The sequence below is a fragment of the Rhodanobacter aciditrophus genome, from assembly GCF_042679525.1.
GTDB classification, from domain to species: Bacteria; Pseudomonadota; Gammaproteobacteria; order Pseudomonadales; family Marinomonadaceae; genus Marinomonas; species Marinomonas aciditrophus.
The window spans coordinates 263,119-287,245 of sequence record NZ_JBHTMN010000018.1; the positions used below are offsets into that span (position 1 = coordinate 263,119).

General features: G+C 46.7%; 22 protein-coding genes. 16 read left to right on the forward strand and 6 right to left on the reverse strand.

What is annotated here, in order from left to right:
- The first annotated feature begins 26 nt into the window (after positions 1-26).
- The 12 genes from ACFQ45_RS16255 to ACFQ45_RS16310 all read left to right on the forward strand — a co-directional run bounded on the left by ACFQ45_RS16255 (position 27) and on the right by ACFQ45_RS16310 (position 13,000).
- A complete protein-coding gene (locus ACFQ45_RS16255; protein ID WP_377369601.1) occupies positions 27-1,511 on the forward strand; it encodes an NAD(P)H-hydrate dehydratase in 1,485 nt (494 codons plus the stop codon).
- Positions 1,512-1,555: 44 nt separating this feature from the next.
- Positions 1,556-2,023, forward strand: a complete 468-nt coding sequence (tsaE, locus tag ACFQ45_RS16260; RefSeq protein WP_377369602.1) for a tRNA (adenosine(37)-N6)-threonylcarbamoyltransferase complex ATPase subunit type 1 TsaE — start codon at positions 1,556-1,558, stop codon at positions 2,021-2,023.
- Between the two features lie 109 nt (positions 2,024-2,132).
- Positions 2,133-3,458, forward strand: coding sequence for an N-acetylmuramoyl-L-alanine amidase (locus tag ACFQ45_RS16265; RefSeq protein WP_377369604.1), 1,326 nt, complete (start codon positions 2,133-2,135; stop codon positions 3,456-3,458).
- A 25-nt stretch (positions 3,459-3,483) separates the two neighbouring features.
- Complete coding sequence (mutL, locus tag ACFQ45_RS16270; protein WP_377369606.1) at positions 3,484-5,412, forward strand: DNA mismatch repair endonuclease MutL; 1,929 nt, start codon at positions 3,484-3,486, stop codon at positions 5,410-5,412.
- Positions 5,413-5,414: 2 nt separating this feature from the next.
- Entirely contained in the window at positions 5,415-6,347 is a 933-nt protein-coding gene (gene miaA / locus ACFQ45_RS16275) for a tRNA (adenosine(37)-N6)-dimethylallyltransferase MiaA (RefSeq protein WP_377369608.1), read from the forward strand.
- An 88-nt stretch (positions 6,348-6,435) separates the two neighbouring features.
- Positions 6,436-6,681 carry an RNA chaperone Hfq gene (hfq, locus tag ACFQ45_RS16280; protein WP_067097470.1) on the forward strand — a complete coding sequence of 82 codons (246 nt, stop codon included), beginning with the start codon at positions 6,436-6,438 and terminating at the stop codon, positions 6,679-6,681.
- A 37-nt stretch (positions 6,682-6,718) separates the two neighbouring features.
- On the forward strand, positions 6,719-8,008 hold the full coding sequence (gene hflX / locus ACFQ45_RS16285) for a ribosome rescue GTPase HflX (RefSeq protein WP_377369610.1): 1,290 nt from the start codon (positions 6,719-6,721) through the stop codon (positions 8,006-8,008).
- Between the two features lie 38 nt (positions 8,009-8,046).
- Positions 8,047-9,288, forward strand: a complete 1,242-nt coding sequence (gene hflK / locus ACFQ45_RS16290) for an FtsH protease activity modulator HflK (RefSeq protein ID WP_377369612.1) — start codon at positions 8,047-8,049, stop codon at positions 9,286-9,288.
- Entirely contained in the window at positions 9,288-10,154 is an 867-nt protein-coding gene (gene hflC / locus ACFQ45_RS16295) for a protease modulator HflC (protein WP_377369614.1), read from the forward strand. Before hflK ends, hflC begins: the two co-directional genes overlap by 1 nt.
- A gap of 118 nt (positions 10,155-10,272) precedes the next feature.
- Positions 10,273-10,470, forward strand: a complete 198-nt coding sequence (locus ACFQ45_RS16300; protein ID WP_377369615.1) for a DUF2065 family protein — start codon at positions 10,273-10,275, stop codon at positions 10,468-10,470.
- Between the two features lie 14 nt (positions 10,471-10,484).
- A complete protein-coding gene (locus ACFQ45_RS16305) occupies positions 10,485-11,660 on the forward strand; it encodes an ATP phosphoribosyltransferase regulatory subunit (RefSeq protein ID WP_377369617.1) in 1,176 nt (391 codons plus the stop codon).
- A gap of 41 nt (positions 11,661-11,701) precedes the next feature.
- A complete protein-coding gene (locus tag ACFQ45_RS16310) occupies positions 11,702-13,000 on the forward strand; it encodes an adenylosuccinate synthase (protein ID WP_377369619.1) in 1,299 nt (432 codons plus the stop codon).
- A 112-nt stretch (positions 13,001-13,112) separates the two neighbouring features.
- On the opposite strand, the gene ACFQ45_RS16315 is transcribed toward ACFQ45_RS16310, so the two are convergent.
- Positions 13,113-14,111, reverse strand: a complete 999-nt coding sequence (locus ACFQ45_RS16315; RefSeq protein ID WP_377369621.1) for a GGDEF domain-containing protein — start codon at positions 14,109-14,111, stop codon at positions 13,113-13,115.
- Positions 14,112-14,280: 169 nt separating this feature from the next.
- Between ACFQ45_RS16315 and yegD the strand changes: the two genes are divergently transcribed.
- Complete coding sequence (gene yegD, locus ACFQ45_RS16320) at positions 14,281-15,642, forward strand: molecular chaperone (RefSeq protein WP_377369623.1); 1,362 nt, start codon at positions 14,281-14,283, stop codon at positions 15,640-15,642.
- 115 nt (positions 15,643-15,757) lie between these two features.
- Here yegD and wrbA read toward each other — a convergent pair whose 3' ends face one another.
- Genes wrbA through ACFQ45_RS16345 form a run of 5 tightly spaced genes read right to left on the reverse strand, consistent with a single transcriptional unit; the run spans position 15,758 to position 19,946 of the window.
- Complete coding sequence (gene wrbA / locus ACFQ45_RS16325) at positions 15,758-16,360, reverse strand: NAD(P)H:quinone oxidoreductase (RefSeq protein ID WP_377369625.1); 603 nt, start codon at positions 16,358-16,360, stop codon at positions 15,758-15,760.
- Positions 16,360-16,704 (reverse strand): arsenate reductase (glutaredoxin), encoded by a 345-nt coding sequence (arsC, locus tag ACFQ45_RS16330; RefSeq protein WP_377369627.1) that lies wholly within the window; start codon positions 16,702-16,704, stop codon positions 16,360-16,362. Before arsC ends, wrbA begins: the two co-directional genes overlap by 1 nt.
- 9 nt (positions 16,705-16,713) lie before the next feature.
- Positions 16,714-17,364 (reverse strand): acyloxyacyl hydrolase, encoded by a 651-nt coding sequence (locus ACFQ45_RS16335; RefSeq protein WP_377369629.1) that lies wholly within the window; start codon positions 17,362-17,364, stop codon positions 16,714-16,716.
- Positions 17,315-19,042, reverse strand: a complete 1,728-nt coding sequence (locus ACFQ45_RS16340; RefSeq protein WP_377369631.1) for a proline--tRNA ligase — start codon at positions 19,040-19,042, stop codon at positions 17,315-17,317. Before ACFQ45_RS16340 ends, ACFQ45_RS16335 begins: the two co-directional genes overlap by 50 nt.
- Positions 19,043-19,076: 34 nt before the next feature.
- Positions 19,077-19,946: an SMP-30/gluconolactonase/LRE family protein gene (locus tag ACFQ45_RS16345; RefSeq protein ID WP_377369633.1), complete on the reverse strand. Its 870-nt coding sequence runs from the start codon at positions 19,944-19,946 to the stop codon at positions 19,077-19,079.
- A gap of 85 nt (positions 19,947-20,031) precedes the next feature.
- On the opposite strand from ACFQ45_RS16345, the gene ACFQ45_RS16350 reads away from it, so the two are divergent.
- From ACFQ45_RS16350 to ACFQ45_RS16360, 3 genes are all read left to right on the forward strand, one after another.
- A complete protein-coding gene (locus ACFQ45_RS16350) occupies positions 20,032-20,448 on the forward strand; it encodes an HIT domain-containing protein (protein WP_377369635.1) in 417 nt (138 codons plus the stop codon).
- Positions 20,449-20,625: 177 nt separating this feature from the next.
- The gene (locus ACFQ45_RS16355) at positions 20,626-22,251 is read left to right on the forward strand and encodes a hypothetical protein (RefSeq protein WP_377369637.1); all 1,626 of its coding nucleotides are present in this window, start codon (positions 20,626-20,628) and stop codon (positions 22,249-22,251) included.
- A 183-nt stretch (positions 22,252-22,434) separates the two neighbouring features.
- Positions 22,435-23,952: a fumarate hydratase gene (locus ACFQ45_RS16360; protein ID WP_377369639.1), complete on the forward strand. Its 1,518-nt coding sequence runs from the start codon at positions 22,435-22,437 to the stop codon at positions 23,950-23,952.
- The last annotated feature ends 175 nt before the right edge of the window (positions 23,953-24,127 follow it).

Consider the following 24,127-nt stretch of genomic DNA (forward strand, 5'->3'; position numbering starts at 1 on the left):
TTATCGCCTTTAGTAAGAGAAGCACAATGTTGACTAGAATCCCTGAGCGTTATTTAGTCCCACTGTACCGGGTAGAAGATGTTCGTCGTCGAGAACAGGCCAGCTTTGCGCAGGAGGGCGAGAGCTATGCCATGATGCACCGGGCGGGTGAAGCCTTGTATCGTCACATATTACATCACAATGCCTCTTTGAAGCACCTATCTGTTGTGGTGGGCGGTGGAAATAATGGGGGCGATGGGTTGGTTGTGGCAGCTTTGGCTGCTCAAGATGGTATCGAAGTGACCGTTTATGATTGTTCCTCTAAGCCCCGCACTGGGGATGCTGAATATGCAGAAAAGGTTGCTTTTGGGTATGACACTATTCAAATAACTCGGAACATAGAGGCGCTTAACCAAGATCCTGGGCAGGTGGTGGTTGATGGTCTACTGGGGATAGGCTTTCATCCACCTATAAGTGAGGATCTAGCCAATGCTATCGCCGCAATTAATCAAAAGCGCGCTCAAGGTGCCTGGGTTGTCAGTGTCGATTGTCCCAGTGGACTTGATGTTGAGACGGGGCGAGGGGCGTTGCTGGTAGAAGCTGATTTAGTGGTGACTTTTATTGCCGATAAGCTTGGGCATTATTTGCTGGATGGTGCGGTCGCCTGCCATCAAATCGTCATGGAAAGCTTACAGGCTGTTGACTTGCTTAATCGCCCAACCGCATACTTCCTGACTCCCGCCGTGTTGGAAAATTACCCTCCCTGCTTGCGATTGCCTAATTCCCATAAGGGAACCTATGGGCATGTGACGGTATTGGGTGGAGACTTGGGGTTTGGTGGGGCGGCTATCATGGCCAGTGAAGCCGCCGCAAAAAGTGGCGTCGGTACAGTGACTTTGATGACTCAGTCTCGGCATTTGTCGGCATCATTGATGCGTAATCCCAATGTAATGTGTGTGTCGCCGGAGGATATTGGCTTGGGTGACACTCTTCGTTCATCTGAGTCTGTATTAGTCATTGGTCCAGGGCTTGGGCGAACTGAATGGTCTGAGCGGAACTGGCAGGCTTTTTTGGCAACGGAAGGTCCTGCAGTAGTTGATGCGGATGCGCTGTATTGGTTAGGGGTGTATGGCCAGCCAATGGGGCGTCCTGCTGTATTAACGCCCCACCCAGGTGAAGCAGCGAGGCTTCTACAATGCTCTACAGCAGATATTCTCGAAGACTTAGTGGGATCTGCTCAGCAGATAGCGACAAGGTTTCAGTCGGTGGTTATTTTAAAAGGTGCCACCAGTGTGGTGGTAAATCAAAATGGTGATGTTGTAATTCTGGGACAGCCATGCCCTGCCTTGGCCAAAGGCGGGTCTGGAGACGTCTTGAGTGGTATGGTGGGAGCTTGTCTTGCCTATTATCACGAGCCATTTGAAGCGGCTGTGATAGCTGCTGCTTGGCATAATATGGCAGCAAATAAGGCGTCTTTAGTCATCGGTCAAATCTCGATGCAGCCTTATCAATTGTTGGACTATTTGGAATAAAAGGTGCGCGCACAGGTGTGTGTAGATAAGTGAGTAGATAAAAGATGATAGAACGAGAAATATTTGGCGAAGAAGCCATGGAGCTGTTTGGTGAGCAGTTAGCGACGTCACTCAAAAGTGGTGGAGTGGTGTACTTAGATGGCAATTTGGGAATGGGGAAAACCACCTTAGTACGAGGCCTGTTACGTGGTCTTGGTAATAAAGGTCCAGTTAAGAGTCCAACGTATACAATTGTTGAACCATATGAGTTAGATGGGGTCGAAGCATTTCACTTTGACTTGTACCGTATCAATGATGCGGAAGAGCTCGAATACATGGGAATTCGCGATTATTTTCGCGATGGGACCTTGTGCTTAGTCGAATGGGCTGAAATGGGTAAGGGAGTCTTGCCTGAACCAGATTTAATTGTACATCTGGATCTTGTTCGTTCTGGGCGTTCGGTGTCCATAGAGCCTAAAACTCTTTACGGTGAGTCAGCGGTGCAGGAAATACTCCAACAACTCGCCAATTAAAAGGAAGTAGAGGAGGCTGAGGCCTCCTTTTTTGTGTCAACAAATGGATTCGTTGAGATCATTAGCTCCAACGGTTATAGTGTGTCCATATACTAGCTAGCTGTCTGATATGTATAAAAAAATCTTTTCAATTTCTTGGTTGTTGCCTGTCTTTTTGTTGATCTTTAGTAGCCTGTTAAATGCTGCTCAAGTAAAAGACATTCGTGTGGCACAACAGCAAGGGGTCACACGTTTGGTGTTTGAGCTGGATGGTGCAACAAAGCACCGTATGTTTTCATTGAGCCAGCCGGACCGCGTTGTCTTGGATTTAACCAATGCAGAGATCTCCCAAGGTGTCGTGGACAACTTATCTGCCTTGTCGTCGGATGCTTTGTTGCGAGTGCGCTACGCAAGACACAATAGCGGCATGCGCTTTGTGCTCGACGTGAGTCAGAAGGTGAAGGCCAAAACTTCTGAATTATCCGCAGCTGGAGATTACGGTCCACGGATTATGGTGGAGCTTGAATATGGTCAACCGAAAAGCGCGAAAGTAGTTAAAAGCTTAGCCTCTATATCCAACGACAAACGGGATATTGTGGTGGTTATTGATCCCGGCCATGGGGGCAAAGACCCTGGAGCAATTGGCCATAACGGCATTTTTGAAAAAGATGTCGTGTTGTCCATCGCTAAAGAGCTCGCAAAACGTTTGAATAATGTTCAAGGCTTTAAAGCAGTACTGACTCGTTCAACGGATGTTTACCTGCAATTACGGGATCGCTCTAAAGTGGCCCGGGAAGCGAATGCTGATTTAATGATTTCAGTCCATGCGGATGCTTTTACCAAGCCTTCAGCTCGAGGTGCCTCTGTGTGGGCTTTGTCTTTAAGTGGAAAAACGTCTGAAATGGGTCGCTGGCTTGCACAGCAGGAGCAATCAGCTGATCTGGTGGGGGGGATTTCTCTTGACGACAAAGATCGCTTGTTAGCAGAAGTGCTGCTAGACATGTCTATGAACTCAACAATCCAAATGAGTCTAGATATTGGTAAAGAAGTACTTGGGCAAATGGGTAATATGGCGAAATTGCATCAAGATTTCGTTCAGCAAGCAGGTTTTGTGGTGCTGAAATCTCCTGATATTCCATCAATTTTGGTGGAGACGGGGTTTCTTTCTAATCCTACGGAAGCTAAAAACCTTTCCAGTGCCACCTATCGACGAAAACTTGCAGCCTCCATTGCCAAGGGTGTAGAAGATGCATTCAACGCAAATCCACCTGATGGCTCTTACATTGCTTGGCGTCAGAAGCAAAAAGGTGGTTTCACCTATACCGTTTCCCGTGGCGATACCTTATCTGAAATTGCCCGTAAGAATGGGGTTTCTTTAGGGGCGCTTCGTTCAGCAAATACCTTGAAAAACGATGTTATTTGGGTTGGGCAAAAGCTTTCCATCCCAGCCAGTTAGTTCCCCAATTTATTGAAGGAATTTCATGTCTAGAATTCACTTGCTCTCACCTCGACTTGCCAACCAGATAGCAGCAGGTGAGGTGGTTGAGCGTCCTGCCTCAGTTGTTAAAGAGTTGCTTGAAAACAGTCTTGATGCTGGCGCTACACAGTTAGATATTGATGTAGAGCAGGGCGGTGTCCGCTGTATCAAAATCCGTGACAATGGTTCGGGGATTCAGAAAGATGACTTGTCCCTGGCGTTAAGTCGTCACGCTACCAGTAAAATTGTCACCTTGGATGACCTAGAAGCGGTCTGTACTCTTGGGTTCCGAGGGGAAGCCTTGGCTAGTATTAGCTCCGTGTCTCGGTTGCATCTAACATCTCAAGCAGAAGGTGAAATGGCCGCTTGGCGTGTGGAAGCAGAGGGTAAAGACATGGTGACTTCCGTGAAACCTGCTTCCCATCCTCAGGGGACAACCATTGAAGCCCGTGATTTGTTTTTCAACACGCCCGCGAGACGTAAGTTTTTGCGTACGGAAAAAACCGAGTTTAACCATTTGGAAGAAGTGGTTAAGCGACTGGCTTTAAGTCGTTATGATGTGGGATTTCGATTAAATCACAACGGAAAACAGGTCTATGATCTTCGCCCTGTGGCGGATCAGTTGCACGCGGAGCACCGTCTTGGCACCTTGTTAGGCCGTAAGTTTATCGAAAATGCTTTGACCATTGATGTGGAAGCGGCAGGTTTACGCTTATGGGGATGGATTGGCTTGCCAACCTTCTCACGCTCCCAGGCGGACTTACAGTACTTCTTTGTGAATGGTCGTGTGGTGCGCGATAAGTTGGTGGCCCATGCCGTCCGTCAGGCGTATCGTGACGTACTGTATAACGGGCGTCATCCAACCTTTGTGTTGTATCTGGAATTGGATCCTGCGACCGTAGATGTGAACGTTCATCCGACGAAACATGAAGTGCGTTTTCGTGACGGCCGTTTGGTGCATGATTTTCTCTTTAGTCGCATTCATAAAGTCTTGGCTGATGTGCGTCCAGAATCTGGCGCATCTGGGAGCGCAGAAAACCCTATACAACAGGGTGAGCCTCAAATTAGCGAACAAGAGAATCTTGGGTTAGGTCAGCCTTCTCAAGGGCGAGATTTGTCTTGGATGACCAGTCGAGCAACAAATAATCCTTCACCATCGGATGTGTCTGGTCAGTTAGGGGCTGTTTCGCAGATGGCCAATTACGCCCGTGACTTCGATATGAGTCATGTAGACCCAGAAACAGGCGAGATTAAAGCGCCAAGTTCCCCTGATCAGGTGAGCGCAGAAAGTAGTGCGCCAACAGAATATCGGGTGCGAGTAGCAGAGCCGTTGCCAAGTCATTCGATGACGCCCCCTCTTGGTTATGCCGTCGCTCAGATTCATGGCATCTATATTTTGTCAGAAACTGACAATGGCATGATTATTGTGGATATGCATGCTGCTCACGAGCGAATTGTCTACGAGCGCATGAAGACTGCGTTTTATTCAAAAGATGTAGCTTCTCAACCTTTATTGGTTCCCATTAACGTGGCTATTTCCCAAGCTGAAGCGGATCTTGTGGAAGATCATGTGGCGGTGTTTGGCCAATTTGGTTTTGTTCTGGAACGTTCTGGTCTAGAAAGTGTGATGGTTCGTGAAGTGCCGATTATACTAATTAATGGTGACATCGAGAGTTTGGTTCGAGATGTGATAAGTGACTTGGCGGTTAATGGAGCAACGGACTTATTACAGGCTCGGGCAAATGAGCTAATGGCGACTATGGCCTGCCATGGTGCAGTGCGAGCGAATCGTAAACTGACTATTGCTGAAATGAATAGCCTTTTACGTGATATGGAAGTGACCGAGCGAAGTGGTCAATGTAACCATGGACGCCCTACTTGGACCCAGCTATCCATGTCTGATTTAGATAAATTATTTTTGCGAGGCCGGTAATAATGAGTAAGCCAAATGTCGTTTGCTTAATGGGGCCAACGGCTTCAGGTAAAACGGGACTGGCAGTGGAAATGGCCAGCCAGCATGGTTATGAGATTGTCAGTGTGGATTCGGCCTTGGTTTACCGAGGAATGGATATCGGCACAGCAAAGCCTGATGCCCAAACTTTGGCTAAGGCACCTCATCGACTGATCGATATTATAGATCCTATTGAAAGTTATTCTGCTGCAGACTTTTTAAAAGACGTTGCCGTTGAGATTGATGACATTGTGGCCCAAGGTAAGACGCCTCTTTTGGTGGGGGGGACCATGATGTATTTTAACGCGTTGCAAAAAGGACTGGCTGAAATGCCGTCTGCGGATGCAGGGTTACGTGCTGAGTTGGATGCCTACATAGCGCAGCATGGTCTGGTTAGTCTTCATGAGGAGTTGCAGAGGATTGACCCAGATTCGGCAGCACGTATCAACCCAAATGATCCCCAGCGCTTGCAGCGAGCGGTAGAAGTGTATCGTCTGACGGGTAAAACCATGACGCAGTTTTGGGCGGAGCAAGAGAAGCAAGTTTCCCCTTATCACTTGATTAATATGGCTGTGATGCCAGAAGACCGTTCAACCTTGCATAAACGCATTGAACAGCGCTTTGAAATCATGATGGAAGAGGGGTTTTTGGCGGAAGTCGAGGCACTCTATCAGCGTGGTGACTTGACCATAGAAATGCCATCAATTCGTTGTGTTGGTTATCGCCAATTGTGGCAATATCTGGCAGGGGAAGATGCCTTAGACGATGCTGTTTATAAAGGGGTTGTCGCCACTCGACAGTTGGCTAAACGTCAGCTTACTTGGCTGCGCGGATGGGATGAATTAGCCGTTTTTGATAGCTTGCAACCGGATCTTTTAGCACAAACCTTGAAATACGTCGAAAGCAGGCTTATATAAGGGGAATTCGCAAAAGAATTGGTGTATTATCTAGTGTATTGTTTTTCCAATATTTTAATTATGAGTTTGCTTGCTTAAGGAGAGTCCGATGTCAAAAGGGCAGTCACTACAAGACCCTTACCTAAACGTACTTCGCAAAGAAAGAGTGCCTGTGTCTATCTTTCTTGTGAATGGTATTAAACTACAGGGACAAATCGAGTCATTTGATCAGTTCGTGATTTTGTTAAAAAACACCGTTAGCCAAATGGTGTACAAACACGCAATCTCGACAGTTGTTCCTTCTCGTACTATTCGTCTGCCGTCCCCTGATCAGGCGGAAGACGCAGCAGAATAAATTTGTCCTAACTAGGACAAATTAGAGGTTATATAACTTGTTTTTCGAACGCCCTGAAAGTGGTGAAATTGCTGTCCTGGTTCACATCGATTTTCATGATCAAGACGAGAATCATGGGCCAGAAGAGTTCGTCGAACTCGCTATCTCTGCTGGTGCAGACCCTGTTGCTGTTGTAACAGGGTCTCGTCATAAGCCAGACTCCAAATTTTTTGTCGGCACCGGCAAACTCGATGAAATAAAAGATATTGTCATGAGAGAGGAAGCGCAGGTTGTGCTTTTTGATCATGCGTTGACTCCTTCTCAGGAGCGTAATCTTGAAAGCGTCTTGCATTGTCGTGTACTTGACCGTACCGGACTCATCTTGGATATTTTTGCTCAGCGAGCCCGAACTCACGAAGGTAAACTTCAGGTAGAGTTGGCCCAGTTGCAGCATATGACCACACGATTAATTCGTGGCTGGACCCACCTTGAACGCCAGAAAGGCGGTATTGGTATGCGTGGTCCAGGTGAAACTCAGCTTGAAACTGACCGACGACTCCTACGCGAGCGCATCAAATCTATCCAGAAGCGATTGGATAAGGTGAATTCTCAGCGTGATCAAAGTCGCCGAGCACGAAACCGATCAGATGTTCCGACCGTATCTTTAGTAGGGTACACCAACGCTGGTAAGTCCACTTTGTTTAACCGTATTACGGGGGCAGAGGTTTTTGCGGCAGATCAGCTGTTTGCGACCCTAGATCCGACCCTGAGAAGATTGGATCTTGAGCAGGTGGGCCCGGTTGTATTAGCGGACACGGTAGGTTTTATTCGTAAGCTTCCTCACCGATTAGTGAAAGCATTCCAAGCGACTCTAAAAGAGTCTGCGGAGGCGGATCTACTATTGCATGTGGTGGATGCGGCTGACGTGAATCGTGATGATAATATTGAATCCGTTGAAACGGTTTTGAAAGAGATTGGTGCCGATGAGTTGCCAACGCTCCGTGTATTTAACAAAATTGATGCTATGCCCACCGGCGAGCCTAGAATTGATCGTGATGATCAGGGGAACCCTATTAGGGTTTGGGTGTCTGCTCGTGATGGGATTGGTATCGAGCTGTTAGAGCAAGCCATTGCAGAATTACTGTCAGAAGACATTGTTAATGAAACTATTTTGGTGCCTGCGCACCAAGGGCGTTTCCGAGCGATGCTTTTTGAACAGGGAGCAGTGAGAGCGGAGCATTATGATGAGCAAGGTTGCTCAGTATTAGAATTGCGCTTGCCCCGTAAAGATTACTTACAGATCTTGGCGCGGGTCGGCATGTCTGAAGAGCAAATTCAGGCAGCCTAAACAACTGGATTATCATTATAAGAAAGTGGAGATGTAGTATGGCCTGGAATGAACCGGGTAATAACGACAACGACCCATGGAACACGGATAAAAACCGCAATTCCAATGGGGGGCGTGAGCAAGAGCCTAACAACAGTAACGACCCATGGGGTCGTCAATCTGGTGGTAAGGATCAAGGGCCACCGGACTTAGACGAAGCATTCAACAAGTTAATGGGAATGCTTGGTGTTAAGAAGAAGCGTTCTTCTGGTGGTGGCTCTGGTTCTAATGGTGGTCCTGGTTTTAGCGGTAAAATCGGTGGCGGCTTGATTGGCATCATTGTTATTGGCTTATTTGCCTTGTGGGCATCAACGGGTATTTATCAGGTTGATCAGCAGGAGCGTGGTGTTGTATTGCGCTTAGGTAAGTACAGCGACACTGTTATGCCAGGTCTACACTGGAATCCGCCATTGATCGATACAGTAACAAAAGTAAATGTGACCAAAGTTCGTTCTTTGGATCATAAAGCGCTGATGTTGACTGTGGATGAAGCCATTGTTGAGGTGGGTGTTTCGGTTCAATACTCCATTGAAAATCCACGCGATTTCGTGATTAACGTTCGTTCGCCTGAAGAATCTTTATCTCAAGCGGTTGAGAGTTCTTTGCGTCATGTGGTGGGTACCACGGAAATGGACCAAATCCTAACGGAAGGTCGTGAGGTGTTGGCGGCAGAAGTAAAAGAACGTCTGCAGTCTTATATTAACAATTACGGTACAGGTCTGTTGATCTCTAAGGTAAACGTTGAGAACACTCAAGCGCCAAATCAAGTGCAAGAAGCATTTGATGACGTAATTAAAGCGAAAGAAGATGAGCAGCGTGTTCGTAACGAAGCGGAGTCTTACGCCAACGGTATCATTCCTGAAGCTCGTGGTCGTGCTCAGCGTATTCGTGAAGAAGCGGAAGCTTACCGCTCTGAAATTGTTGCTCGTGCACAAGGTCAGGCGGATCGTTTTGATCGTTTATACCAAGAGTATGCGAAAGCACCAGAAGTTACTAAAAAGCGTCTTTACATTGAGACAATTGAGTCGATCTATAAAGATGTGAATAAAGTGGTCATTGATGCGGATGGTAACAACAGCATGATGTATTTGCCGCTTGAGCAGATTATGAAGCAAAGAGCCGCTACAGGTGGCTTAAATAGATTGGATTCTTCCTCTATTAGTACTTTGACAGACCAGGTTATTGAAGAAATTCGTAATCGTCAAAGCTCCACGAGCGTTAACCGTCAAGGGAGAAACTAATGAAAAATCTATCTTTTTCTATCCTATTTCTACTGTTGATTGCCTTACTGGTTGGCTCTCAGACCCTGTATGTTGTGAAAGAAACCGAGAGAGCAGTTGTGCTTAAGTTCGGTGAGATCGTTCAGGACGATGTTCAACCTGGTTTGCATTTCAAGATTCCAGTTATGAACGAAGTTAAGAAGTTCGATGCGCGAATTCTAACTATGGATTCACGTCCGCAACGTTACTTAACGCTTGAGAAGAAAGCGGTAATTGTTGATTCTTACGTGAAGTGGAAAATTGAGAACGTATCGCGTTTTTATCAGGCCACTTCTGGTGATGAGTTTGTAGCGAACCGAGTATTGTCTTCTCGTGTTGATACGGGGCTGCGTAACCAATTTGGTGAGCGAACCATGCACGAAGTGGTATCCGGTGAACGTGAAGAGTTGATGACAGAATTGCGCGATCGAATCGATACGGTAGCGAAAAATGAGCTAGGTATTACGATCGTTGATATTCGTGTTAAGCGTATCGACTTGCCACCTGACGTAAGTGAGTCTGTTTACCAGCGTATGCGGACAGAGCGTGAACGTGAGGCTCGTGAGCACCGTTCTAAAGGTCTAGAACTTGCAGAAGGTATTCGTGCGGACGCTGATCGTCAGCAAGTCGTGCTTGAGGCAGAAGCCCAGCGTGACGCGGAAATGATTCGCGGTGACGGCGATGCGCAAGCAGCTGCTATCTACGCAGACGCTTACACTCAGGATCCAGATTTCTACGAGTTTTACCGTAGCTTACAAGCATACCGTGAGAGCTTCTCTGGTAATGGTGACTTATTTGTATTGAAGCCTGATAGCGAGTTCTTCCAGTACTTCAAACAAACTAATTAATCGTAATTATTTTGGTCGGGTTACATGGCTTTAGCCTGTAAGTCGGCCATATAATCGTGATAGAATCTACAAAACCGGGTTAAGCCCGGTTTTTTAATGGTCAAAATATAGAGAGTCTATGCAGGAATTGTTGCATTCGCTGCTGGTTGGCGTCAGTTTACTTCTGATTGCCGAAGGCGTTTTGCCGTTTCTTAAGCCGAATTTATGGCGGGAAATTATGGCAAAGGCGATCGCGAGTTCAAATACGAATTTGCGAGTGCTTGGGGCGGTGAGTATGTTTCTGGGATTAATACTCCTATTACTGGCCCGAAGCTAAGAGGATAAACATTAATGACGCTAGCAGATCGCTGGTTGCTTCCAGACGGTGTAGATGAGGCTTTGCCAAAACAAGCGGCGAAGATCGAGCACCTAAGAAGAACACTGCTTAATCTCCACGAAAATTGGGGTTACAAATTAGTCATACCCCCTCTATTAGAATATCTCGACTCCCTCCTTATCGGCGCAGGCTCAGACTTAGACTTAGAAACCTTCAAAGTAATTGATCAGCTTTCAGGTCGTTTGATGGGGATTCGTGCGGACTTTACTTCTCAAGTTGCTCGAATTGATGCCCATTGTTTGAAGCAAGATGGTGTTCAGCGTTTGAGCTACTGCGGCAGTGTATTACGCACAACCCCAGCCGGGCTTGATGGAACCCGTAGCCCGATTCAATTAGGCGCTGAGCTGTATGGCCATAGTGGCATAGAAAGTGATTTGGAAATCCTTTCTCTAATGCTGGATACCTTAACAACGACAGGGCTTAACAAGCTGGTGTTGGATGTGGGCCATATTGATGTGGTTCGTGGTGTGATGGCTGCATCAGGTGTAAATGGCGAGCAAGAAAGCAAATTGACTGACCTTTACCGTGCCAAAGGCTTACCTGAGCTTGAAGCGTATGTCTCTACTTTAACCATTGATGGGCAAGCGAAACAATGGTTGTTGGCGTTGCCGCGTTTATGCGGTGGTGTAGAGGTGTTAGAGCAAGCGGAAGCGGCTTTAAGTGGCGTGAGTGAGTCTGTTACTAATGCTCTGAAACAGATTCGTGCCGTGTCTGAAGTTGTGTCTCAGCGCTTTGAGTCCGTAGGCTTGCACTTTGACTTATCTGATATGGAGTCATACAGCTACCATACTGGTTTGGTGTTTGCTGCCTATGTTCCTGGTCATGGTAATGCTGTCGCCCGTGGTGGTCGATACGATTACATTGGTGAAGTCTTTGGCCGCTCTCGTCCAGCCACGGGTTTTAGTACCGATGTAAAAGCTTTGGTGGCGTTAGCTGATGTAGTGGTTGCAGAGCCGCAGAAGGTGTTAGCACCTTTAGCCACAACCGCAGCACTTTGGCAGCAAGTTCAATCCCTTCGCAGCGAAGGTTACAAAGTTATTGAGCAGCTAGAGCCAAGTCTTGATGGGGCAGATTTTGATTTCCAATTGGTAGGCGAAGGCGACCAATGGAAACTCGTTTCAATTAAATAACCGATTTTCTGTATAGAACAATCTTAAGTGAGACCATAAAAATGGGTAAGAACGTTGTTATTCTAGGCACTCAATGGGGTGACGAAGGTAAAGGTAAGGTCGTTGACCTACTAACAGAAGAAGTGGCTGCGGTAGTACGCTTCCAAGGTGGTCACAATGCGGGTCACACGCTAGTGATTGACGGTAAAAAAACCGTGTTGCATTTGATTCCATCTGGCATTTTGCGTGAAGGCGTTCAATGTGTCATTGGCAACGGTGTTGTATTGTCTCCGGCTGCATTGCTTAAAGAAGTTGAAGAGCTTCAGGAGCAAGGTATCCCAGCGGTAGAGCGCTTGAAAGTGAGCCCAGCATGTCCTTTGATCCTGCCTTACCATATTGCTATGGATCAGGCGCGCGAGATTGCAAAAGGCGATAAGAAAATCGGTACAACAGGTCGTGGTATCGGTCCTGCTTACGAAGACAAGGTTGCCCGCCGTGCGATCCGTGTAGCAGACATTCTGGATAAAGATCGTTTCGCTGAGAAGCTAAAAGAAGTTTTGGCCTACTACAACTTCATGCTAGAAAGCTTCTACAAAGTGGAGCCAGTTGCATTTGAAGACGTTTATGAAGAAGGTCTGAAGATGGCTGAGTTCTTGCGTCCGATGGTGACCGACACAATCAGCTTGTTACACGATCTACGTAAATCTGGCGCGAACATTATGTTCGAAGGTGCGCAGGGTTCATTGCTGGATGTGGATCACGGTACTTACCCATACGTAACGTCTTCCAACACGACGGCTGGTGGTGCTCCTGCAGGCACTGGCTTCGGTCCTTTGTATCTAGACTATGTTTTGGGTATTACTAAAGCTTACACGACCCGTGTTGGTTCAGGCCCATTCCCAACAGAGTTGTCCTGTGAAAACGGTCAGCGTCTAGGGGAGCGTGGTCATGAGTTTGGTGCGACAACTGGTCGTCAGCGTCGCTGTGGTTGGTTTGATGCCATGGTGCTTCGCCACGCAGTTCAAATTAACTCTATCTCTGGTATTTGCTTAACTAAGTTAGACGTACTAGATGGTTTTGAGACAATTCAGGTTTGTGTAGGCTATCAGGATGCTAATGGTAATCCTGTGTCTGGCTCGCTTGTGGACTCTGAAGGCTACGATCAGGCTATTCCTGTTTACGAAGAGCTTCCTGGCTGGTCCGAGTCAACTGTGGGCGCTCCAAGCTTTGAAGCTTTGCCTGCTAATGCTCAGGCTTATATCAAGTTTATCGAAGAGAAAATTGGTGTGCCAGTGGATATCATTTCAACTGGTCCAGATCGTAACGAAACGATCGTATTGCGCGACCCATTCAAAGCATAAGCTTTTGTAAGACTGCAAAAAAGCCGAGACAGTAAATGTCTCGGCTTTTTTCGTTATGGGGTTTAGGTATTGGTTTAGAAGATGAATAGTTTGGGAGTAAAACAGGTCTATCTTAAAATAAGTCTATTTCGCCAGCGTTAACCTGGCTTTCTACGGCCAGTCCTTCTGCTACGACTTGGTCGAAGAAGGTAATTTGATTGCGGCCGTGCTGCTTACTGTAATACAAGGCTTGGTCTGCGCGATCCATTAAGGTGATATGGAATACGTCATCATTAAACTCACATACGCCAATACTAACTGTAATGGCATCTATATTTGGAAGTTTGATATTTTGGACATTCTGTCGCAGTGCTTCTAAAACTCTTTCGCAATCCTTGCGTCCGCGATTTTTCATTAAAATAACGAATTCTTCACCGCCAAAGCGGAACAGTAAATCATCATGGCGAAATGTCTGTTGCATCACACGAGAAACATGGATCAGAACTTCATCACCATATAGGTGGCCAAAATTATCGTTAATATTTTTAAAGTGGTCCAAGTCTATAATCGCAATCCAATTAGATTGTTCTGTATGCTCATCGTCTTCTACGTCGAATTTTTGATAGAGCTTTACGATGGATTCTTCAAAAGTCTTGCGATTCATTAACCCTGTGAGTTCATCTGTTTGGGCTTCGATTAACAGGGAGCTGAAGTTGCTGTAAATGCTCAGCATACCTTTAATGATGTAGTTTTCAGATTTGCTTGGTTTTTTATCCAGCGTAATTACTAGGTATTGAGCGTTCTGTCGACTTTGTTTGAGTAAGTGAAAGGATACGTGTTGATGATCGTATGCATCGACAAATTCATCTAGCTGCCAAGAGTTCATGTACTCAATAGATTTTTTAATTTCAGGTGGCAGGTGGATGTTTTTATGATTAAAGCGGCATTTGTCGCTACTTGCTAGTGTGATCTCCATGGTTGGCTCATCCTTGCTATTAAGCGTAAGAATAGAGGCCTTAACTGGGGTCAATATGTTACGGATACTTTTTAATAAACTGAAAGCAAGCAGTTCCTTATCACGTTGGGCAGTGAAATTCTCAATGTGATGAAGAATATTATTGGAAATGCTCAAGCTTTAGTCCTCCGTAACGAGCGTCGAAGTTATTGATAGACATTAGACAACCATTATAAACCTATTATGAGTAGTGGGACAGCAGATAACGTGCTTTCTTGGCTTTACGCTGACGGGGGACAATGACTGTGGTACAGTCCACGGCTTTTTTAGATTTGGAGGCAATAAGATGTTTTGTGGATTTGATTATGGTACCTCCAATTGTGCTTTAGGCGTTATGAAATCTGGGGTGCCTGAGTTGCTACGATTAGAGGGTGAGCACAAATACTTGCCTTCTACAGTGTACGCGATGCACCGTGATCTGATCACTGAGGCCGTTGCATTGGGCTTATCAGCAGATCAACGAGAGGCCTATCTTCAAGCGCGACAAGCAATCTTGACTCGAGCGCGTAGATTTCGTGTTGGGGAAGGTTATGAGTCTGATGATACGGTTGTGTTTTATGGGCGAGAGGCTTTTTCAGAGTACTACCAGTTCCCTGAAGATGGTTATTTTGTAAAGTCCCCTAAGTCATTTCTTGGTGGTTCAGGGCTAAGGGCTGAGCATATAGCCTTTTTTGAAGACATTGTTGCTTTGATGATGCTGAATGTTAAGCGCCGTTCTGAAGTGTCAACAGGGCAAGAACTAACTCATACAGTGATTGGTCGGCCAGTCAATTTTCAGGGCTTGGATGCGCAAGAAAGTAATGCTCAGGCGCTGGATGTCTTGTCTGTTGCGGCGAAGCGTGCAGGTTTTAAAAGCGTTGAGTTTCAGTATGAGCCAATTGCTGCGGGATTGGATTTTGAGCGGAATTTGTCCAAAGATCAGACGGTGCTTGTGGTTGATATCGGTGGTGGTACCAGTGATTGTGCAATGGTGCGAATGGGGCCTAGCTACCGGGATAAACTTGATCGCTCTGAGGATTTCTTGGCTTATACCGGGGAGCGGGTAGGTGGGAATGATCTTGATATTCAACTTGCTGGTCGTGAGTTGATGCCGGTATTTGGTATGGGGGCTGAGTTAAAAACGGGTCTACCGATGCCGACCCAGTTGTATTGGAATGCTGTGACAACCAATGATGTGTCTGCACAAGGGATATTTGCCAGTCTAGATAGTAAGGTTCAGATGGAGCAGCTTCGCATGGATATGGTTCATCCTAAGCTGATGGACCGTTTTATCTTGATGCGTGAACATAAGCATAATTTTCATGTGGTTCGTAATGCGGAAGAAGCCAAAATTGGGTTGTCAGAGCAAATGTCCTACCAAGTAAAGTTGGATTATATCGAGCCAGAATTAAATGTAACGATTGAACGTGATGCGTTTACCCGCGCAGTGGAGTCTCCTTTAGGGAAGATGGTTAGGCTCATGAAAAGCGCCATTGCAGAAGCCGGGGAGCGTCCAGATGTTATTTATATAACGGGGGGCTCTGCAAAATCTCCTGCAGTACAGTCGGCGATACGGGCAGAAATCGGTGATATCCCCGTTTTAGATGGCGATCACTTTGGTAGTGTGGCCAGCGGCTTAACGGTATGGGCGCAACGATTGTTTGGATAGTAGCGTTAATATAAGTGGCGAAGGCGTTATTGTGAGCTTTCCAAGAAGCGTTAGGCTTGCACGGCACCCTGTTGGTTAACGGGTGCCGAGTAAGCTCTTGGGGATTTGTTTGCGTCTATGATCGCTTTTTTAGGGCCGTAGCAAGCTCAGCTAATCGTTTGCCTTGGGCAACACATAATTCGATTTCATCATCTGATAATCCTGTATCAGAGGTATGAGACGCTAAATGAGTAACACCGTAAGGAGTGCCTCCTGCTTTGGTATTGATCAAAGCCTTGTTTTTGTAGGGTAAGCCAGCCCAAACCATGCCGTGGTGTAGTAGGGGGATCATCATAGATTGCAGTGTCATCTCGTGTCCGCCGTGCATGGAGCTGGCACTGGCAAAGGCACAGGCGGGTTTGTCGATCAACTGTCCGCTCATCCAAAGGGTGCTGGTTTGATCCAGAAATAACTTTACTGGGGCTGCCATGCTGCCAAAGTAGGATGGGGAGCCAATGGCTAGGCCATCGCATTCTGCTAGGTCGTCTAATTCACAATATGGGTAGCCGGACTCAGGAATAGGGTCGCTGGTTTGTTCTGTGGTGAAGGAAGCGTCAGGTAGTTGGCGTATGACCACATGAGTGTTGGCGACTTGTTGAGCACCACGGGCGATATGTTTTGCCATAGTCGCCACAGAGCCGTGGCGACTGTAATACAGAATCAGTAGGTTGATATTCATTAAAATAGCTCAAGCACCGATTCTGGTGGGCGACCAACTTTCGCTTTGCCCCCGTGAACGACGATAGGGCGCTCGATCAGTTTAGGGTGGTTGATCATGGCGTCTATTAGCGTTTCTTCGTCACTTTCTGATTTTAGATTTAAGGTCTTATAGTCCTCTTCTTTCTTGCGCATCAGTTCTTGGGCGGAAGTCATTCCAAGCTTATTTAGTAACTCTTTCAATTCTTCCTTTGTTGGAGGTGTTTGCAAATAAAGCTTCACCTCAGGAATGATGTTGTTGTCTTCTAAAAGTTGAAGTGTTTCACGGGATTTGGAGCAACGAGGGTTATGGTAAATAACTGTCATAATGGTTTCTTAATAGTTGTATCCGATGGAAATGTGGGCAAAGTTTACGCCGTTATTTTCTTCGTAGATGTTGTTGTTGGAGTAGTGTTGGTAGTGGACCGAGGCTTCCCAGTTATCGTCTTCCCCGAAGCGCCAACCGATTCCAAGGTAGTTGTTAAACTGCAATGGCCCGCCAAACTTTCGGCCCGCTAATTCATCACTGCTAAAGATTGAGAGCCCAACGCCGGTATCAATAAAATCGACTAGTGGAAGGGCTGAGCCTTCCCAGCGAAATACCGGTAGCAGATCGATAACATTGTTGGTGGCGGATGAGCTGGAGTCTTTTGCGCTCTGCCACTTAGAATAGCCTGCCTGCAGCGATGGTGTGATGGTTAAGCCGTTGCTAAACGTGGTGGAGGTATCTGAGTACCAGCGTGCGGAGTAGCGCGCAAAGTAAATGTCATTGCCTGTGCCCAGTTCCAAAAGCATGGTGTCTGAACCTAGTGCATTAGTTAATGCTGTGGCAATAACGGTTGCGCCCATAGCGCTTCGCCAGATAGTTGCATCTGCTGCGTGAGCAGCCTGAGTGCCAACGGCACTCAGGCTGATTACCAGCAGTGTGGGTTTGGCGCTAGGCCAATTTCTCCAAGATGAACGAAACGGCACTGCTTTGATTAACATCTTCGCCTTCTCCTGTTTTGCGGCTCTTGTATTCTAAAGTGCCATTTGCAAGTCCTTTGTCACCCACCACTAAGCGATGAGGGATGCCGAGTAGTTCGCAATCTGCGAATTTTACACCCGGGCGTTCTTTGCGATCATCTAGGATCACATCGATTCCTTTCTCTTGAAGGTCTTTGTATAGGGTTTCACAAGCATCGCGAACAGCTTCTGATTTTTCGTAATTCATGGCAACGATGGCCACTTGAAACGGTGCAATGGATTCTGGCCAGATAATGCCTCGATCATCGAAGTTTTGTTCAATGGCAGCCGCTACGATGCGAGACACGCCAATGCCGTAACAGCCCATCCACATGGTTTGTGCTTTACCGTTTTCATCTAGAACGGTCGCTTTCATGGACTCAGAGTAAGTTTGTCCAAGTTGGAAAATATGACCGACTTCAATGCCGCGTTTGATGACGATTTTGCCTTGACCATCTGGAGATGGATCCCCTTCAACCACGTTACGAATGTCTGCGATTTCGAACTCGGCGCAATCACGGGCCCAATTAAGGCCGATGAAGTGGTAGTCATCTTTGTTGGCACCAGCACAGAAGTCGGACAGGACGGCAGCGGAGCGATCGACAATGACGCGAACGCCTGCTTCTTTAAGGCCTTTAGGTCCGATAGAGCCTGGTTGGCAGCCCACTTTAGCAATGATGTCGGCTTCGGTTGCGAACTCAAATGGCACTACTGCACCTTTGATTTTCTCAACTTTAATCTCGTTGATTGCATGGTCACCACGTAATACCAAAGCAATGATAGAAGGTTCGCCTTCTTCGTCTGTGGCTTTGATCAGCATGGTTTTAACGGTTTTCTCAACCGGTAACTTTAAGAATTCAGCCACCGCAGCAATGGTTTTGCAGTTTGGTGTGAAGACTTCTTCCAGGGCTTGTGTGGCAGCATCTGCTTCAGTTTTTGCGCAGATGGCTTCAGCCAATTCAACGTTGGCTGCAAAGTCAGACGAGTCGCTGAAAGCGATATCATCTTCGCCAGAGTCGGCAAGCACATGGAATTCGTGAGAATAAGCACCACCGATAGAGCCTGAATCCGCTTGTACTGGACGATAATCTAGGCCAATTCGGTCAAATACGTTGCAGTAGGCTTGATGCATCACATCGTAAGTCTCTTGCAGAGATTCTTGTGATATGTGGAAAGAATATGCGTCCTTCATCACGAATTCGCGAGAACGCATGACGCCAAAGCGAGGGCGCACTTCGTCACGGAATTTGGTCTGAATTTGGAACATGTTAAGCGGCAACTGCTTGTAACTTGTGAGTTCGTTGCGGGCAAGGTCCGTTATGACTTCTTCATGGGTTGGGCCCACACAGTAGTCGCGGTCATGACGATCTTTTAGGCGCAGAAGCTCTGGGCCATATTTTTGCCAACGGCCAGTTTCTTGCCATAGCTCTGCTGGCTGTACACCAGGCATCATCACTTCAAGGGAGCCTGCTTTTTGCATTTCCTCGCGGACGATGTTTTCAACCTTTTTAAATGTCTTGATGCCAGTGGGTAGCCAAGTGTACAAGCCTTTAGATACTTGGCGGATCATGCCTGCGCGTATCATCAGTTGATGGCTTGTGACCACAGCATCAGAAGGTGCGTCACGTAAGGTAGAAAATAGGTAGTTGCTTGCACGCATAGTGTTATTCGTCTTTCTAAAATTTAGTCTTCAATTAACCCGCAAAGCGGAATTCAGTCTGACCTTGAGTGTCAGTGTCTAGCGCAAAAATTCCCCCAGCGTTGGGGAAACTTTTAAGTTCTTCTTCTGTTTGAGCGCCACGGCAAGTGGAGACAAATAGAGTCTTCATGTCTTTGCCGCCGAAAGCGACCATGGTTGGATAAGTGGCAGGGACAGGGTATTCCGCCAAAATGTCCCCTTCAGGACTAATTTTGACCACCCGTTGGCCTTGGTAAAGAGCGGACCAATAGTTGCCTTCAGCGTCGACAGCGGCGCCGTCGGGGCGGCCGTTGCCACGAGGGAATTCAATAAATGTCCGCTTGTTTGTGGCTTTTCCCGTCTCTACGTCGTAATCAAATTGATAGACAATATGGTTGGGGGTATCCGAATAGTACATAGTTTTGTGGTCTGGAGAGAAGGCCAACCCATTAGATGTCCAAGCCGCTTGATCGAGCAAAAGTTGCTGACCATTTTCGAATTGGTAAAGGCCGCCAAGGAAAGCGTCTTTAGGGGAGTACATGGTGCCTGCTAAGAAGCGACCTTTAGGGTCACAGCGGCCATCATTAAAACGGGTGGTTTTTTGATCGTAGTCCGCTAGCCAATAAGGGATTAATGGCGCATTGAAGTCTGCAAAGGTATAGACACCAGAGCGAAATGCAGCAATGAAGCCGCCATTTTGGGTGAGTGAAAAACAGCCGATTTCTTCGTCAAACGTTCGCTTTGCGTGATCGCCAGTATCGAGATGGAAGGCGTGTAACTCAAAGGAGTCAATATCCACAAAATAAAGAGTATTGGTTTGCTCATCCCAGCGAGGGCATTCGGCGAGTTTGGCTTGTGCGTCAAGGACACAACGCATTTCCGTCATGGGGACTCCAAGTCATTGGCAACATTTTAAATTAGAGTGCTATAGTGCGCATCTAGCGCGGTAATGTAAATAGGAAGTCATGGACATGTTTGAATTAGATACGGTTTTAGAAAAAGACTCTGTCTGGGTTGGAGATTTCCCCTTGAGTCAGTTGCGGTTAATAAACAACAGTCATGTGCCTTGGTTTATACTTGTACCACGTCGAGAGGAGGTAGAAGAACTTCATCATTTGCAGCCGGAAGATCGTATGCAGGTGATGGCAGAAAGTTGCCTCTTGGCGGAAATGATGCAGGATGTATTTGCCCCTGATAAGTTAAATGTGGCTGCAATTGGTAATAAAGTGCGTCAATTGCATCTTCACCATGTGGCGCGGAATGTAGATGATCCCTGCTGGCCTGAGCCTGTATGGGGGCAAATTCCAGCTTTGGGTTATACTGAAGAAGAGTTGGCGAGCATTTTGCTAAAGGTTAGGGGATTGTTAGCAGAAGATCTTACTTTTTAGTTGATAAGCCAATGAGATGATGTATGGCGTGTTGTTTGTTGATTGATTAAGTATTGGTTGCAGAGTCAAAAAGCACAAAGGCGGCAAATAATGAGTCTGAGACGGAAAAAGAAAGCGATCGGGAAAGTTGTAAAGCTACTAAATCTCGCAACTTCGACCAACTCAAGCGAGTCCAGTATGGCATTTAGGCATGCTGAAGCCATCATTCTCCAGAATGGCTTAAATCAAGGGGATATCCCCATGTATCAGCTGTGTGATCGAACCACATTGTTCAAAGTGAGCTGGAGCGGGCCGCCACGCCATGCTAAGACAGCAACCAATACTGTCAGTACTTCAGAGCATGTGTCTCAGCGTCGTTTTTCTGAGAAACCGGTAGATCCTCAGAAAGCCTACGCTAATGCGAAGACTATTCTTGATGATGATTCAGTGGATTTTGAATCAGAAGTCGATTTTTCTAATCAATCAGAATGTAATGCCCAGCAAGCGGCTGCCAGTGAGGACTCGGTTACTGAGTCGTCCAAGTCTCAAGATTCGGGAGATGAATCTGCAGCTGAGCAGGTAGCGGCCGAGCCAGAGCTAGAATCTGTGGATGACCCAGTGGATTCGGTAGAACCCGCAGAAGAATTAAACGAAGATGTTATTTGTGAAGAAGTAGAAATGGAAGCCAGTAAAGATCCCGACGACATACATGCAGAGCCCGCCGTGGCGGAAGATCGTTTTGCCACTCATGATAATGTGATTGATGCGGCCCAAGCATTTCGTCCTTCTGGGGAAGCCTTCAAGGAAACTCTTCGTAATCAATACGCATCTAGCAATCCTGACGTGCCTTTTGAGCAAGATGGCTATTGGTCGAAGGTTCATGATCGTTTGATGGACTTTGATGAATCCACTATTCAGTCTGAGATTCAAGGGTTGGAAAGCCAGCTTATTCTTGCGCAAGAGTCTTTGTCTGCTCGACGAGCCCAACGTGCTGCCATTGAGTTAGAAGAGCAGAAAGAGCGTTCTGAACGTGCTCGCATCGAGCAAAGCTTTGAAGAGGCTATTGAAAGAGCTTTCCAAGCTCGGGCTCGTGCTTACGAAGCATGGGAGACTGAGCGTTCAGAATTGCGGATAAGCTCTTTGCGTGCTGAGCAAGATGCCCAACAAGGTTTTGAAGAGCTCAATGCTAAGCTGGAAGGTTGTAAAGAGCAGTACACCCAACACGTGCAGATGAAAGAAGACTATCGCGCTGCGAAGATCATGCATGAGTTGCGTCGTCATCTGTCCCTAGCAGCCAAGGGAAATGATTCAGCTAAAGAGTCTTACGATGCTGTGATCACCATCATGACAGAAAGCGGTTTAACTCTGCGGGATCTTGAGTTTTCGGACATTCAAAACAAGAGTTTATTTATCCGTTTGCTAGAGCGTGAAAGCGCGCAAGTTTCCGATGTACATGAGCGTGAAGTGTATACTGAAGAAATGCTGGATAAGTTCTTGATGGCAAGCCGTTCAAAAGCGGAGCCGAAAGTGTCTGAAAACCCAGTGGAGCGGGTTCAGCGTATGCTGAAGAGTATCGAAGGTGTCAGTCAGTTTGAAAGTCAAAAAGTCATCGAGCAAGTGTTACGCCTAATGGAGGCGCATCAAATCAGTGTCCGTGATTTGAACTATGGTTGCATCAATAAATATTCTGTTTTCGTGAGCTTGATTAATTGGGAGGCGGAGCAGATTCCATCATTGACAGAGCGCGAGAATTTTACTTCGTCCATTCTTGAAGAGTATGTGCAGTATTCCGTGCGACATCCTCATTCGTCTCAGAAAGCCTGATTCAGCCTTGAGTATAAAAAAGCCTCCTGCATACGGAGGCTTTTTTGTTGGTTGGGAATTAATATTGATTTTGTGAATGGCTGGTATATTTGCTGAAAATTTTAGTAAAACCTTTTAATGCGTCAGCGCATCTTTTAACATTCTGCTTCCTCATAAAAGCATAATACTCAGCAGGAGAGTCGCATGAGCATTATTAAAGAAGATGATCTGATTTCCAGCGTGGCCGACGCACTTCAGTTTATCTCTTACTACCACCCTCTAGATTTTGTTAAAGCCGTCCATGAAGCCTACGAGCGAGAAGAAAGCCAAGCAGCAAAAGATGCGATGGCTCAGATTCTAATTAACTCTCGTATGTGTGCCGAAGGTAAGCGTCCGATCTGTCAAGACACAGGCATCGTGACAGTATTTGTAAAGGTCGGTATGAATGTTCAGTGGGAAAGCGCTATGAGCGTCACTGACATGATTAACGAAGGTGTGCGCCGTGCTTACTTGCACCCGGATAACGTACTGCGTGCGTCCATTCTGGATGATCCTGCTGGTGCCCGTAAAAACACCAAAGACAATACTCCTGCTGTTATTCATATGGAAGTGGTTCCTGGTGACACAGTTGAAGTGCATGTTGCTGCGAAAGGCGGTGGCTCTGAGAACAAATCTAAAATGGCAATGTTGAACCCATCTGACTCAATTGTTGAGTGGGTTAAGAAGACAGTACCTACGATGGGCGCGGGCTGGTGTCCTCCAGGTATGTTGGGTATTGGTATTGGTGGTACGGCTGAAAAAGCCATGTTGATGGCGAAAGAGTCCTTGATGGAACCCATCGATATCCATGAATTGAAAGCTCGTGGCCCACAAAACCGTGCAGAAGAATTGCGTTTAGAGATCTTTGAAGCGGTTAACAATCTAGGTATTGGCGCACAAGGTCTTGGTGGCCTAACGACAGTACTAGATGTCAAAATTATGGATTACCCAACCCATGCCGCGTCTTTGCCTGTTGCTATGATTCCAAACTGTGCGGCAACTCGTCATGCGCACTTCGTACTGGATGGCTCAGGTCCTGCGGATCTAGTTCCACCTTCTTTAGATGATTGGCCAGATATCACTTGGGAAGTGGGTGACAGTGTTCGCCGTGTGAACTTGGATGAAATCACCCCTGAAATGGTGAAAGAGTGGAAGCCAGGTGAAACCATCCTATTAAACGGTAAAATGTTGACGGGCCGCGACGCTGCTCACAAGAAAATGGTTGAGATGATTGCTAATGGCGAAGAATTGCCAGTAGATCTCAAAGGGCGCTTTATTTACTACGTTGGGCCTGTGGATCCAGTAAAAGACGAAGCGGTAGGTCCAGCAGGTCCAACCACGTCGACACGTATGGATAAATTCACCCATACCATGCTTGAGAAGACAGGTTTACTTGGCATGATTGGTAAAGCAGAACGTGGTCCTGTGGCAATCGAAGCGATCAAAGAGTTTGGTGCTGTCTATCTGATGGCGGTCGGCGGTGCTGCATACTTGGTGTCTAAAGCCATTAAGAAAGCGGATGTAGTAGCCTTCCCTGAAATGGGGATGGAAGCCATTTATGAGTTCGATGTGGTGGATATGCCGGTGACTGTTGCGGTGGACGCGGCAGGTACTTCCGTTCATTTGACTGGTCCAGCCGAATGGAAAGCACGCATTGAAGAGCAAGTGATCGAAGTGAAATAACGCCTCCTTCAATTGTAAAGACGCCCCTATGAGTGGATCTCAGGGGGCGTTTTTGTTTTTTTAGGGGGCAATACGTCAGTCGATTAGTAAAAAGTGTCAGCACATTGAAAAGAGGGATTTAATTGTGCGCTTACTACCATACTATCTAAGAGTCAAACGACTTTACATTTAAAAG